At 67.2% G+C, this 13637-nt stretch carries 16 protein-coding genes; 13 read left to right on the top strand and 3 right to left on the bottom strand.

The window, feature by feature from the left end; genetic code table 11:
- The first annotated feature begins 267 nt into the window (after positions 1-267).
- The 5 genes from V2J52_RS16675 to V2J52_RS16655 all read left to right on the top strand — a co-directional run bounded on the left by V2J52_RS16675 (position 268) and on the right by V2J52_RS16655 (position 5216).
- A complete protein-coding gene (locus tag V2J52_RS16675; RefSeq protein ID WP_331228870.1) occupies positions 268-507 on the top strand; it encodes a helix-turn-helix domain-containing protein in 240 nt (79 codons plus the stop codon).
- A gap of 245 nt (positions 508-752) precedes the next feature.
- On the top strand, positions 753-1112 hold the full coding sequence (locus V2J52_RS16670) for a hypothetical protein (RefSeq protein ID WP_331228869.1): 360 nt from the start codon (positions 753-755) through the stop codon (positions 1110-1112).
- A gap of 10 nt (positions 1113-1122) precedes the next feature.
- The gene (locus tag V2J52_RS16665; protein ID WP_331228868.1) at positions 1123-2169 is read left to right on the top strand and encodes a M23 family metallopeptidase; all 1047 of its coding nucleotides are present in this window, start codon (positions 1123-1125) and stop codon (positions 2167-2169) included.
- Between the two features lie 17 nt (positions 2170-2186).
- Positions 2187-3542, top strand: coding sequence for a MinD/ParA family ATP-binding protein (locus tag V2J52_RS16660; protein WP_331228867.1), 1356 nt, complete (start codon positions 2187-2189; stop codon positions 3540-3542).
- 582 nt (positions 3543-4124) lie between these two features.
- The gene (locus V2J52_RS16655) at positions 4125-5216 is read left to right on the top strand and encodes a hypothetical protein (protein ID WP_331228866.1); all 1092 of its coding nucleotides are present in this window, start codon (positions 4125-4127) and stop codon (positions 5214-5216) included.
- Here V2J52_RS16655 and V2J52_RS16650 read toward each other — a convergent pair.
- Positions 5203-5436: a glutaredoxin family protein gene (locus V2J52_RS16650; RefSeq protein ID WP_331228865.1), complete on the bottom strand. Its 234-nt coding sequence runs from the start codon at positions 5434-5436 to the stop codon at positions 5203-5205. The genes V2J52_RS16655 and V2J52_RS16650 overlap by 14 nt on opposite strands.
- 344 nt (positions 5437-5780) lie before the next feature.
- On the opposite strand from V2J52_RS16650, the gene V2J52_RS16645 reads away from it, so the two are divergent.
- The 8 genes from V2J52_RS16645 (at position 5781) to V2J52_RS16610 (ending at position 10529) form a co-directional block, all read left to right on the top strand.
- The gene (locus V2J52_RS16645) at positions 5781-6047 is read left to right on the top strand and encodes a hypothetical protein (protein ID WP_331228864.1); all 267 of its coding nucleotides are present in this window, start codon (positions 5781-5783) and stop codon (positions 6045-6047) included.
- Between the two features lie 165 nt (positions 6048-6212).
- Positions 6213-7079 carry a GIY-YIG nuclease family protein gene (locus tag V2J52_RS16640; protein ID WP_331228863.1) on the top strand — a complete coding sequence of 289 codons (867 nt, stop codon included), beginning with the start codon at positions 6213-6215 and terminating at the stop codon, positions 7077-7079.
- Positions 7080-7409: 330 nt separating this feature from the next.
- On the top strand, positions 7410-8294 hold the full coding sequence (locus V2J52_RS16635; RefSeq protein WP_331228862.1) for an ArdC-like ssDNA-binding domain-containing protein: 885 nt from the start codon (positions 7410-7412) through the stop codon (positions 8292-8294).
- A 77-nt stretch (positions 8295-8371) separates the two neighbouring features.
- The gene (locus tag V2J52_RS16630) at positions 8372-8650 is read left to right on the top strand and encodes a glutaredoxin family protein (RefSeq protein ID WP_331228861.1); all 279 of its coding nucleotides are present in this window, start codon (positions 8372-8374) and stop codon (positions 8648-8650) included.
- On the top strand, positions 8647-8919 hold the full coding sequence (locus V2J52_RS16625; RefSeq protein WP_331228860.1) for a hypothetical protein: 273 nt from the start codon (positions 8647-8649) through the stop codon (positions 8917-8919). The genes V2J52_RS16630 and V2J52_RS16625 overlap by 4 nt, the downstream gene beginning before the upstream one ends.
- Before the next feature lie 64 nt (positions 8920-8983).
- Positions 8984-9766, top strand: coding sequence for a ParA family protein (locus tag V2J52_RS16620; RefSeq protein ID WP_331228859.1), 783 nt, complete (start codon positions 8984-8986; stop codon positions 9764-9766).
- The gene (locus V2J52_RS16615; RefSeq protein WP_331228858.1) at positions 9763-10149 is read left to right on the top strand and encodes a ParB family protein; all 387 of its coding nucleotides are present in this window, start codon (positions 9763-9765) and stop codon (positions 10147-10149) included. The genes V2J52_RS16620 and V2J52_RS16615 overlap by 4 nt, the downstream gene beginning before the upstream one ends.
- Before the next feature lie 14 nt (positions 10150-10163).
- Entirely contained in the window at positions 10164-10529 is a 366-nt protein-coding gene (locus V2J52_RS16610) for a hypothetical protein (RefSeq protein WP_331228857.1), read from the top strand.
- Between the two features lie 537 nt (positions 10530-11066).
- Here the strand turns inward: V2J52_RS16610 and V2J52_RS16605 are convergent.
- Together V2J52_RS16605 and V2J52_RS16600 are read right to left on the bottom strand one after the other, a co-directional pair.
- Positions 11067-12101 carry a hypothetical protein gene (locus V2J52_RS16605; protein ID WP_331228856.1) on the bottom strand — a complete coding sequence of 345 codons (1035 nt, stop codon included), beginning with the start codon at positions 12099-12101 and terminating at the stop codon, positions 11067-11069.
- Positions 12091-13637, bottom strand: a 1547-nt coding sequence (locus tag V2J52_RS16600) for an Eco57I restriction-modification methylase domain-containing protein (protein ID WP_331228855.1), incomplete at its 5' end; no start/stop codon positions are given. The genes V2J52_RS16600 and V2J52_RS16605, both read right to left, overlap by 11 nt.

Here is a 13637-nt window from a genome sequence, read left to right as displayed (position 1 = left end):
GGGTTGCGGCGCTACCGGACCCGTCGCCGGCGGGACTGTCGCCTGCGAGTTCGTTACCTGTTTCTGGGCTTCGTCCGCCATCGTTGGACGGGACACCCAGGGGTTGCTGCCGTCGGACATTATCTTGCCCCCTCGATAATGACGTGGAGCATATTCTGGACCACTACCTAGGCTAGCGCCGGAAGCAACAGGGATCAATAGCATGCGACAGGGCCATACAGTGCTGAACACTTCCCCACAGTGTTCACTTGCGTCTACACTGCCCGTATGCGGCTCTGGAAGTGGGACGTGAGGCACCTCGACGCGCTGTTCGAGGGCCGACCGGACACGCTGAGCGTGCAAGAGGTGGCCGACCTGCTGGGGATGACCAAGCCGGGGGTCTACAAGTGGCTCAAGGACGGGGTCATCCCCGGCTACAAGGTCGGCTCAAGCTGGTTCATCTTGCGAGACGAACTCAAGGAGACGCTACGCGCGGGAGCCAACATCGCGCAGCCAGAACAGACGTAGAAGGCAGTCACGAGGGGGGCTCAGTGACGCACGAACGCACGATCGCAGCAGCAGCCGTACTCATCGCCTGCGTGTTGGTGGGATGCGGTCCCAGCGACAGCACACCAGCTGGTGAACCCAGTGAGGCCAGCTCCACACTCCCTTCCACTACGAGATCGGTCGACACACCGGAGCCAGACCAGGGCTCCTCGAGCGGCATCGATGAGCCGGACGTCCCCGGACTCATCGATGAGGACACCGGCGAGGTGATCACCCCTCGTACGGTGCCCGAGTGGGACCAGGACTCCCGTGCCTCGGCCGCGGCAGCCGGCGAGGCGGTGATGCGCGCCTTCGCACGTCCAGATCTCGACCACGACAGCTGGTGGGCCGAGATCGAACCACTGCTGAGCAGCGAGGCACAGAGCGACTACGCCTACGTCGACCCGGCCAACATCCCCGCCAGCCAGATCACGGCAGAGCCCACCGTGGTCGAGGACTCCAGCCCCTACATCGCCCACGTCAAGGTCCCCACCGACGTCGGCACCTACACCGTCTTGCTCAGCCGGCAGGACGACAACGCTCCCTGGCTCGCAGAGCGCATCACCCCGCCCGAAGCGGACAGCTGAGGACGTTGGCATGTCGCAGAAGCTCATGCCAGTCGCTGCGGTCCTGCTTGTCCCCGCAGGGCTCATCGCGCTGGTGTTCAGCCTCATGCTCCTGGGCGGTGCGCCGGCCGAGGCCACCTGCAACCCCGGTGATGATTCAACCGTCACCATCGGTGCCGGCGACGTGCCCGATGGCCCGATCAGCGGCTACCGCGGCGAACAGCTCGCCAACGCCGCGCACGTGCTGCGCGCCGGAGCCGACCTCGGGATGAGCGTGCGGGACCAGACGATCGGAGTCATGACCGCCATGGGAGAGTCCAGCCTGCACGTGCTGGACCGGGGCGACGCCGCCGGCCCCGACTCTCGAGGCCTGTTCCAACAGCGCGACAACGGCGCCTGGGGCAGCTACCAGGACCGCATGGACCCTTACGTCTCGGCCACCAACTTCTTCGAGACGATGATCCAGCTCGACGCCCGCGACTCCCTCGAGCCGACCATGGTGGCCCACCGCGTGCAGCGAAACGCCGACCCCTTCCACTACGAGCGGTACTGGGACGCCGCAGTAGCCGTCGTCGAGGCCCTCTCCGCCACCGACACGGGCCTGACCCCCGGCACCGGGGGCCACGTCTGCACCTCCGCACTCACCGTCCCGGGCACGGTCAGCCCCGAAGGCTGGGCACCGCCCGCAGACGGACCAATCAACAGCGGCTACGGCATACGCCCCGACCCTGTTACCGGCCTTTACACCCACCTCCACGCCGGCCTGGACTTCCAAGCCGGCGGCTGCGACGGCCCCATCTGGGCAGCACAGGACGGCACAGTCATCGACGTCTTCACCGACCAGCACGGCGGCTGGACCCTCGACGTCGACCACGACGGAGTCATCACCCGCTACAAGCACATGTACGCCAACGGAATCCTCGTCTCCGTCGGCGACCAGGTACAGGCCGGCGACCAGATCGCCCGCACCGGAAACAGCGGCTGGTCCACCGGCTGCCACCTGCACTTCGAGATCCACGTCGACGGATCCCCCGTCAACCCCCAAGAGTTCCTGGCCGACCTCGGCATCACTCTGTGACAGGCAGGAGACAAGACATGACCACCAAGACAGTGACGTCCTGGCCCCGGATCCAAGCCGTCACCCGGGAGGACGGCACCGGTGAGGTCATCATCAACGGCACCTCCCGGCCGATCGAGACCACACACGCCGAGGACGCCCGCGCCGCCATCGTCGCGGTCATCACCGAAACCGCAGCCAAGGTCAACCGGCCCGTTCGCGTCACCGCCAGCGGCCCGGACGGAACCTGGCCCCTGATCGTCCACCCCGACGGCACAGTCGAGGCAGACCAGGACGCCGAAGCCCCGTCCCAGCGCCGCCCGCGGCGCCAGCAAACCGTGCCCGTCGACCAGCCAGCAGCGGCATCGACCCCCGACGTGTCGCCTGCAGTTCCCGAGCTTGAGGAGGAGCCTGCTGCGGGTGCCACCCCGTGGGTGCGCGAGGCGCCACCAGCCACCCGCCCGCTGACTCGACGTGAGCTACGTCAGTCCTTCCTCACTAACGAACAGGCCGAAGAGCCTGCCAGCAGCGGCATCCGCGGGCTGTTGACCCGGGTAGGCCTCCGGGTAGAGCCAAGTGAAGCCGAGCGCAGCGAGAGAGCCGACGAACAGGCCGTGAGTCAGCACTGGCCCGGGCCTCGCACCATCGCCATCGTCAACGGCAAGGGTGGGGCCAGCAAGACACCCAGCACCATCCTGCTGTCGGCCGTCTTCGCCCGCTACGGCGGCGCCGGCGTGCTCGCCTGGGACAACAACCAGACCCGCGGCACCCTCGGCTGGCGCACCGAACAGGGCCCACACGACTCCACCCTGCTCGAACTCCTGCCCCAGACCGATCGGCTGCTGGGCACCGCGGCGCAGTCCGCGGACCTGGCCCACTACGTCCACCACCAGACCCGCGACCGGTTCGACGTCCTGCGGTCCAAGCCGATGGCGCTGGCGCACGAGCAGCGAGTCGAGCCAGCCGACGTCGACGCTATCCACGCCGTCGCAGCCAAGTACTACCGCCTGATCTTCATCGACTCGGGCAACGACGAGTCCGACCCCATGTGGCTGCGGATGATCGACCACGCCGACCAGATCGTCGTGGCCACCACCACCCGTGACGACCACGCCGAGGCCGGCGCACTCCTGCTCGAAGCTCTCGCAGAACGTGACGAGCGCGGAGCCGAGCTGGCCGCAGGAGCAGTCGTCATCGTCAGCCAGGGCGACCCCAAGGCCACCACCGCCCAGGTCGGGCGGATCGCGTCCGGATTTGAGCCCCTCTCACGCGAGGCCGTCACCATCCCCTTCGACGCGGGCATGGTCGACGGACTACTGCGGCTGGGAGCACTGAACGAGCGCACCCGCCGCGCCTGGTTGCACGCCGCGGCCGCCGTGGCCCACGGCCTGTGAAGGGAGCACAGTGAGCACTCCGCCCGCTATCGCGACGACACGCCGACAACGGTGCCGCCTTTCTGCAAGCAGCACTGCCAGTGTGGCGGTCATGAGTGGACGCATCGGACGGCCCAGCAAGGGCGATCGGGTTGTGCTCTACAGCCGACCCCACCGGGAAGTCCGCGCCGCCGTAGAGGCCAGCGCGGCACGTGCCGGCTACGACGCGGTCAGTGACTACGTCTCGGCCGTGCTCGCCGAGCACGAGGGTCTTGCTGACCTTGCCCCGGCACCCGCTCGACACCCCGAACAGAAGGAGTTGCCGCTAGCCACTAGCGCATAGCCCCACATATGAGTGGGGGCCGGCCCCGAAGGGCCGGCCCCTGAAGTCCAAGTCCTTCACCCCATTGCTTGCCGGCGGGGTGGTGAAGGGCCTAGATCGACGCACCTTCGTGCGTCTAACGCTCGGAGCCCACCATAGCCACTCCAGCGCGCACAGCGCTACCTTCGACGCGCGACACGCCAGCACAAGACCAGCCGTGGAACCACGGCCGGCGCCGTTACCGGCGCCCCAGCAGGGCGCGGGAACGTGCACCGCTGACCGTGCGCCTCGCCGTGCCGGCAGGGCAGACGATTCCTCGACGTACCAGCCACTGGCTCGAAGAAGCGCTGGCCCACCCGATGACCGCGACCATGACCGCACCGGCGTTGCGCACCTATCGGGCCGTCGCGCGGGCGATCGCCAACGCCACCGACACCGCGACCAAGACCACGAACTTCTCGTGGGCCAGCCTCGGCCAAGCCATCACCGAGCTGGACCCTAGCGCTGGCCACTCGCGGGCCACCGTGGCCCGCTACCTCAGCCGGCTACGTGAGGCTGGCCTTCTTGGCATTGTCGCCAGCGGCCGCCGCGCCGAGTACGCGCCCAAGAGCCAGGGCCCCGCCATCAACGAGCGAGCCATCTACGTGCTCGCAGTGCCTCGGCGTCTCCAAGTTGTGGATGAGGATGAGACCCCTCCCCTCGAAGAGGCTTACGTACCCCCCCACACGCACGCGCGCGAGCAGCTGACATCCCCCCAAGCGGAGCCGCTTCGCGGCCATGCCCATCAGGCCGCGCAAGCGCGGCCACCCTCAGTACCAGCACAGCGCCAACTACCAGCGTGGCCACGATCCGTCACGCCAAGGCGCAAGGACGACATGCTGGCAGCCGCTGGCACTTTGCGCGACCTTGTTCCAGCGTTGCGTGGCATCAGTTCTCGGTACATCAGGTCGGTGCTGCGGCCCTACTTCCTGGCCGGCTGGACGCTCGCCGATGTTCAGTACGCCCTCGACCACCGTCCCAGCGGGACCAAGTGGCCCCACGACGGAGCCACCGGCGTAGCCAACCTCGGCGCCTGGCTGACGCATCGGATCGCCGCCTGGACTGACACCCACGGCACGGTGCGCCGCTCCCCCAGCCAACGCATCATCACCGAGCAGCGCGAGCTGGCAGCGCGAGCTCGCGCTCGTCGAGAGGCCGAGGCCGCCAACCGCCTCACGGCAGCGGGCCCCTGGAGCCCCGGCCGCCTGCTCGCTCGAGCCGTCGCTGAAGCGATCAGGACCGGCCGGCCCGTCCCGACGGTGGCCGAGCAGGGTGGCCGCCAAGCTCCTGCCTCAACACCTCGATCTCTCGACGCCCCAATCAAGCCCTCGTGACTGCCCTGATCCGGTCTGGCCGGAACCCCGACCACCACTCCCTGCCCGTCGTCACCACCGGCACCGAGGTGAACTCCAAGGCCTTCACCAGACGCAGCGCCACCGGGTTGCCGTCGAGATCCACGACCTCAAAATCCACCCCCGCCCGCTGCAACGCGCGCTCGGTCGCCCAGCACGCCTGGCACCCCGCCCTGCCGTACACCACCACGTAAGCACCCATCACCCGCTCCTCCCCTGAACGTTTTTCTTTCCCTTCCTGGCAGTAGTTCGATCAGAGCCGCGACGGGACGCCAGAGGTCCAGTCGGGGAACCGGCGGGACAAGGAAGAATCTGGGGCGAAATAAGCGACGCAGGAGCGCGGCACAGAATCTTTCGCAGACCGCCGGCGCGCAGCGCCCGACTTGACCGGCGGCGGCCGCGGCTCAGACTCGGACGCCAGGAAGGGAAAGAAACCACCAACACCGGCGGCCCCCGGCCGCACCGTGTGGGGAGCAGTAGAGCCAATCCGTAGGCAACGCTACAACCCACGCCGCGGACGTCGCACTAGTGTTCGATACTGGGCTCATGCGCGCCGAGCCTGCCAACGCCGAACAGCCGGCCAAGATCCCGCTCAACCCCATGGGCTCCGTCCCATGCCTCGCGCGCCTCGTCGACGACGACGGCTCGAGCTGGTGGGTGCCAGCAGTGGCCAACCGCTGGACGAACTCCCACATCCTTGTCCTGTGGCGGCCCGACCCACGCAACCACCGCGACGAACGCCTACTGTGGCTGCGCAAAGATGACGTCAAGCCCTGGATCCGCACCGCAGCGGCCGCGCTCGGGACGACATGACGACCCACAGCCACTGATCAACACCAGCACGGCAGCGAGCCGCGAATACTCAAACGGAGCGGGCGCTAACAGTACTGTTAGTGTTAAAGCAGTTACAGGCCCACTCTCACATCCTCACAGCCGTGATCAGGCAGAATCAGGTCAAGCGCGACAGGGAGGCCGAAAGTGAGTCAAGACCCCGCTCACGACTACCAGCAGGCCGCCGATGCGCCGCTGCCCGGTGACGATGACCCCACTCCCCTGACCCGCCGGCAGATCCAGAAAGCCGAAGCGATCCTCAGCGCCTACCTCGACGGCGCCGACATCTGGGCGGAGGCGCTGCCGGACGTCGCAGCACTCCTCACGGCCGCCCACATGCACGAGCTCGTCACCGCCGGCCAGGTGCGAGGCATCCCCACAATGGCCGAAGCAGCCGCACGCCTCGACACCTGGCCCTGGCCAGCACCACCCCGATTCTTCAACAAACTCGCGGACAGTGCCGCCGCTGCTCTGATCGGCCCCGGCTACCCCGTTCGCTCCAGCTCCGCTGACGTTCCCGGCACGCCGGGTATCTACGCCGTCCACGGCGATGTCTCGACCTGGCACGCACTCGGCCTGGGAGAGCCACCCGACAACCGGCCGCTCTACGTCGGGAAGGCCGAGCGATCCCTCGCCGGCCGCGACCTCGGCACCCACTTCGTCACCGGCAAGACCGGCCAATCCACACTCCGCCGGTCCCTGGCGGGCCTTCTCGCTGGCCACCTCGCGCTACGTGCCCGGCCCCGAAACCCCGCAGTACCCGGCTACTTCACCAACTACGCACTCGACCCCGACGGCGACCAGCGACTCACAAAGTGGATGCTGACCTACTTGCGCCTCGCCGCCTGGCCCTCGCCACAGGGCGCCACCCTTGGCACCGTGGAGACCGATGTGCTCCAGCGACTCCTGCCCCCGCTCAACCTCGACAAAGTCACTACACCCTGGCGCAGCCAGGTCCTTACAGCCAGAGCCGTCCTCGCCGAACAAGCTCGACACTGGAAACCCGCGCCGTAACGCCCGGCCAAGAACAGCAGCGCCCCTACGGGCCGTACCGGACGGCCGCTGCGCGGCCGACAGTTGCTCGCGCCTACGGCGCTCGTTTTCTCGCCGTGAAGCCTTCGGCAGCATACGGTCGGCCGCCCTGCGCGCAAGGGCTTTCGCGGCATATCCTCCCTCGCTTCGCTCAGTCCGGTATTCCACGGACCCTTGCACTCCGGGCGGCCTCCCTAGCGGCACATTCGTGCCTTCACGGCAAAAAAACGAGGTGGGGGCAGGACACACGGACACCAGTCCCAGCACCGGTTCCCCTAATAGTACTGATACCGTCAAGAGAGGCAGAGGCCAATGGCCCGCAAGATCAAGAACACCAAGTCCCCCGAGCAGCGCCGCGCCGAGGCCGAGACCCTGCACCAGGCCATCACCGACCAGGTCGAGGCACTACGCGACTCCGAGGCGTGGACCCGGTTCCTCGACTTCACCCGCGCGTTCCACCGCTACAGCATCAACAACCTGTTGCTGATCATGGCCCAGCAGCCCGAGGCCACCCACGTCGCCGGCTACCGCACCTGGCAGAAGCTCGGCCGCCAGGTCCGCAAAGGAGAGCGCGGAATCCGCATCTTCGGCGGCCGCGACATCCTCACCACCGAGACCGACGAGAAGACCGGCGAGGAGAAGCAGCACCGCGGCCGCCGGTTCTTCCCCGTCTCCGTGTTCGACATGAGCCAGACCGACCCCGTCGACCCCGACGCCGCCGACCCCAGCACTCTGGCCCACCACCTCACTGGCGAGGACGCCCACGGCATCCTTGAGGCCGTGGCCGACTACCTCACCAATCAGGGCTGGAGCGTCGAGTGCGAAGCGATCCCCGGCGCGGTCAACGGGTACACCACCACCGACGGCACCCGCCGTGTGGTCGTCGACGCCGGCCTCTCCCCCGCCCAGGCCGCCAAGACCGCGCTGCACGAAGCGGCACACGTCATCCTGCACGCCGAAGAGGACCCGGCCGAGTACGTCGAGCACCGCGGCATCAAGGAGACCGAGGCTGAGAGTGTGGCCTACATCGTCGCCGGCATTCTCGAGCTGGACACCAGCTCCTACAGCGTCGGCTACGTCGCCGGCTGGAGCGACTGCAAGGCAGAGACCATCAAGGACACCGCCGCCCGCGTCCTGCGAGCCGCCCACACCCTGACCGACGCCATCACCGAATCCGCAAACCACACCGCAACCTAAAGCCCCAATAGTACTAATGCCGTTGCCATCGTCTAGCGGCATTAGTACTATTGGAGGTCAAGGGGAAGGACGGAACCATGTACACCGTCACTGTCTACACAACGCCCAACTGCATCAGGTGCGACATCACCCGCCGTGTCCTCGACAAGGCAGGCATCAGCTATCGAACCGTGGACGTGGCGGACGACCCGGCAGTGCGCGAGTACGTCACCGCCGAACTCGGCTACACCGAGGCGCCGGTCGTCGTGGTCGACCAGGACGCCGACCATCACTGGTCCGGCTTCCGACCCGACAAGATTAAAGCGCTAGCCACCATCAAAGCCACTATTAGTGGTAACAGGGGAGACTCGTGTTGAGTGACGACGACGTCCCGAGCCTGGCGGACCTGCCGCCCACCGCCAAGCGGGTTGCCCTGGCCTACTATGAGGCCGGCCTCGACCACGGCTATGACCTGGGATTCCGGGCCGCCGAGGCTGAGCAGGAGCGCATCTGGGCCGCCTTCGCCCAGGTCGTGCGAGCAGCGGCCGCGACGGTGCCTTATGACGTGCTGTGTGAGCGTCGCGGCGAACCGGACCGGGCCCAGCGGCAGCGCGACCTCATCCGCCGCCGCGGCGTGCTGCCATGACCCGGCGCGCCACCGCCACCGGTAACGCCACTATTAGTACGATCAGCAGCCTTGGAGGTACTACATGACAGCGCGCATCCTGGCCGTGTGTAATCAGAAGGGCGGCGTCGGAAAGACGACCACCACCTACCACCTGGCCCGCGCCGGCATCCGCGCCGGCAAGAAGGTCCTGGTCGTCGACCTCGACCCGCAAGGCACCCTGACCAGCATCGCGGCACGCGACGAGGTGCCCGAGGACTCCATCAGCATCGCCGACGTGCTGTCTGCTCGTGGCCGCGAGCCACTCGCCGAGGTCATCGTCCCCGGAATCTGGGACGGCCTCGACGTCGCCCCGACCGTGGGGGAGGGGCTCGGCGTCGTGCGTGACGAGCTCGTGGTCGCCGGCGCCGGCCGCGAAGCCCGGCTACGCGACGCACTGAGCGACGCAGCACAGCAGTACGACCTGATCCTGATCGACTGCCCGCCCTCGCTGGACCAGCTGACGATCAACGGCCTAGTCGCCGCACACGGCGTCGTCATCGTCACCCAGAGCAAGCAAGCCAGCATCAACGGCCTGGTCAAGCTACACGAGACCATCGAGACCGTCCGCCGGCACTACCGCGCCGACCTGAAGATCGCCGGCGTGCTGGTCAACCAGCACGAGGACCAGACAGTCAGCGGACAGAGCTGGCTCGAGGAACTCAGGGGAGCCATGACGATCATCGAACCACCGATCCCCAAGGCCGTCGTTCTGTCCGACGCGGCCGAGGCCAGCGTCGGACTTGACGAGTTCGGCAGCCGAGTCGCCAACCGGATGGCCGAACGCTTCGACGAGTACTTGACCGTTCTTGAGGAGGCAGTGCGATGAGTGCCCGTCCGCAACGGCGAAAGAGCAACCTCAGCCGCCTGTCCCCAGCCGACCCAGCCCCCGAGACCACCGCACCAACGCCAGCGGCTGAGCCGACCGGTCCCGCACCGACGCCGGCGACGCCCGAGGCGCCAGCGGTGGGGGAGGTGCGCCGCAAGTTCCGCCACAAGGTCAGCTTCTACCAGGACGAAGACGACACCGCCCGGGTCCGGGCCGCCATCCTGCACACCAACCACCTCGAAGGACCACGGTCACTGAGTGAGTTCATCACCCGAGCCGTCATGGCCGAGGTCAACCGCCTCGAAGAGAAGTACAACGACGGCCAACCCTGGCCCGGAGTCGGCGCCCGCGAACTGCCGCAGGGTCGCCCCATGGGCAGCTGAGAAAGGAACCGACGATGGCTATTAACGAAGAAGGGCGCCAGGTAGCGATCGCTGCCGAGATCGAGGAGGCCGCCCGCACGCTGGCCCACTCCACCCGCGACGTGCCCGTACCGGCTGACTCCTACAAGTTGCTCGGCGAGCTGCGAGCCACCGTCGACTCGCTAGAACAGGTCTGCCGGCAGCTCGGTGCCTGGCACAGCGGCGTGGTGGATGGCGTGCACTACGCGGGGGAGGACGACCGCGGTGACGGCGCCACCGGAACCGTGACCGCCGCGGCCGAGCTTGAGGCCGCCGCCGCGGCCCTCGACGCAGCCTCAAGCGCTCTGGGCCGTGCACACGCCGCCAACGGTGTGGTCCGCTGGTACGACAGCCTTCGCTAGCCGGACCGACGCGCCCAGTTGTACTTCGCCGCACACGACCGCGAACAGAACCGGCGCTTCCTGGCCTTGATCAGCGGACAGAACTCCACACCGCACAGCTCACACGCCACGACAGTGACCAACCGCTGCTTACCCCGTCGAGAGGCACTGGCCTGTCGCATCGCCTCCAGACCAGCCGGCGAGTGGACGCTGCCTGCAGCGAGGCGCACGGCAGTGGCCTTCGCGGGATCCCTCTTCTGAACGAACGCGCTGTTGCTAGCGAACCCCTTTCGTGCGTTGTCCGCGATGGCTCTCCTGGTCGCCTCGACAACCAGGCCGCGCCGGCTCAGTCCATGAGCCGTCCGGTACGCGTTCGCGCTGAGCCCGTGCGCCTTGTAGACGTGCAGCCCGAGATGGGTGAACCGCCGACCACACTCATGGCACAACAACCCAGCGGCGTTCTCGTCCAGGACACCGTAACGGCCGTGGCCGTCATCATCGCCGACTTGCATGGTCCGTATAGTGGCAATCCGCGGCCACGCCGTCTAGATGTCTGCGCTATGCAAGCGCCTCACGCTGGCGGGCGCGGGCGCGCTTGTGCATGTTGACCGGGGTCGCATCGAGGACACGGTTCACCATTGTTGCGAGGAAGGTCGACGGTGAGAGGTTCTGCGGCGTCCTGTCGTGATCGATCTTCACGGGCGGTAGTTTGCTCAGTTCCTCCTCGATCTCGGACTTTGGGAGCACGACTGGCTCCTCGTCTTCGTCCGGTGCCGGCTCAAGTCCCGCAGCGACGCGCCGCTCTTGATCTTCGAGGTCCTCACCCTCAGCTTCCGAGATAGCGAGCTCCTCGCCGTACTCGATCAGGATGACGCAGGTGGAGTGGTATGCGTCTTCCTCACGGCCGAGCTTGGCGAGCAGGTCGAGCAGCCACTCGGCGGTATCTGGTTCTTTGGTGAAGACGTCGGTCCGCAGGCCGAATGCGAACCCGAGAGCGGCCATGGGATGGCGCAGGCGAAGATTCTTCGCGTCGCCGTAGGACTCCTCGACGCGATTGGGCGCGTTCTTGCCGTAGGAGGAGTCCATCCGTTTGGTCGAGATCAGAAGCTCGGGACCGGTGGCCCAGTCAGTCATGATGACGTCTACCTGCTTGAGGTAATTCTTGCCCAGGATTGAGGCGCTTGACTGGGTGACGTTCTTGACGTTGCCCTTTTTGATCAGCCGCTCTAGTAGAGGTTTGCGGATCGCCTCGGTAACCGTGCCCTTCTCTAGGAGTCGGGCGATAGGGCCGGGCAGGATGCGTGGGTGCGTCGCGCGAGGCCACACCGCATCCTGGTCGAACCCCGCACGGCGCAGTTCGTGGGCGATCCATACGTCCAGCGCGAGTGCGGGGACACCAGTCGTGGTGGCTGCCTTCAGGTGTAGAGGGACGCCTAGCAGGCGAACGAGCGTGTCGTAGTCGGGCTCGTAGCGCAGCGTGCCCTCGGCCTGGCGATGCCAGGGATTGGTGTACGCGTCATCGCGGAGTGCGTCACTGACGATGCGGTCGAAGAGCGGCCAGGCCAGCTCTTTGGTCGATGGGTTACTTGCCACTGGCCGCCCTTGTCATTCGTCGGTGAGCCAGTTCGGCCCGTGCCTGTCGTACATATGCAATCTGGGCCTCTGAGAGGTGCCCGGCGTCGAGGAGCAGCGCCTGGTCGACCGTCTCCACGGCTTCGAGTAACTTGCCTGCCCGGAGTTTGCGCGCGACTTGCTCGCGAACCTTGCGGAGCGCCTCGGCCCGCGCGATGAGCAGCTCGGGGGCCGGCACGCCCCACACGTCGGCTTCCTTAGGCTCTATCTTGAGGATCCCGCCGCCGTACGCGCGGCCGACCATCTCGGCGTTGAGGAGGGTCAGAGAGTTGAGGCTCGCCAGTGGCAGCAGCTCTACTCCGAGGTCTCGGTGCGCCGGGGTGAGGTACACGCCGTGCACGGAGTTGAGGTGGTACGCCCCAGCCTGATTGGTCGTCAGTCGGGGTGTGTCTGCGTTCATGTAGGTCAACAGGAGATCAGCGGGCCGCACGAGGGGCACCCGGTACCAGGTTCTGCGTACCCGGCACTTATAGGCTGTATCGACCCCAGTGGCGTGGCCCATTTCGATGTAGCGCAAGGCTTCGGGCGAGGGGTTCTCGTCGGGATAGAAGAGGTAGGTCGCCTTCCCGGCGGCACCGAGTCGACTGAGCATGTCGGTCGACAGCACGAGCCCCCTGAGGTGGGCGGAGCCCGGTGGCGACAAGCGCAACAGCTCGCGGCGCGCGAGGCCGAGCTCGCGAACGCGTGCCGGTGAGAGCGTGAAGTAGTTGTTCGCTCCGGTCACGATGCCGAGCGTCGTGTCTCCCCATGCTTCCAGACACGTGAACGTGCCCGAGGCAGCGAGGCTGCGCAGCGGCTCGGTGGCCGCCATGCCGACAAGAGATCCGGTCCACTTGCCCGCCGGGTCGAGCGGAGTCCATGATTCTCCGGCGCCCAGAGCTATCAGGTCGCTGGCGTTGTGGGCGCGGCGGATCACTGCCTGGTCGGTTGGCCCGAGCCGGTATCCGCTCGCCAGCAGTAGCACGACGTCGGCTTCAGCCTCTGGGAAGACCTGCTGGTCGAACAGAACGAGCTCGACCGACTGGAAGTGATCAAACAGGAACTGCCGCACCGGTGCGGCGTAGTTCACGGACAGTAACTCGGCCGGCAGGACTAGCCCCAGACGACCACCGTCCTTCAAGAACAGGGCAGAGTGCACCGTGAACGCCGCCCAACTCGAGGCCAGACCCGTCAGGGACACTCCAGCCCGCAGAGCTGCCTGCCGTGACCGGGCGCGCGTCTCACCCGTCCAGTCCTGGTATCGGACATAAGGGGGGTTGCCGATAACTGCGTCGTACGTCGGCGTCGGTGGGACGAGGAAGAAGTCAGAGACCCGCACGCGGGCCTTGCCTCCGGCCTCGCGTACGCGTTGCCGACCGACACGCGCCGAGTACTCATGGATCTCGACGCCCTCGACGGTGGGCGTTGCTTCCGGTGTCGGGCTGAGCTCGCGTAGCCGCTCGACGGCGGCGACGAGGAAGGCAGCGTCACCGGCGGAGGGCTCGAGGACGCGGTCGC

It is taken from the genome of Georgenia sunbinii, assembly GCF_036421875.1.
GTDB lineage: Bacteria > Actinomycetota > Actinomycetes > Actinomycetales > Actinomycetaceae > Georgenia_B > Georgenia_B sunbinii.
This window is presented reverse-complemented; position numbering and strand designations above follow the sequence as displayed.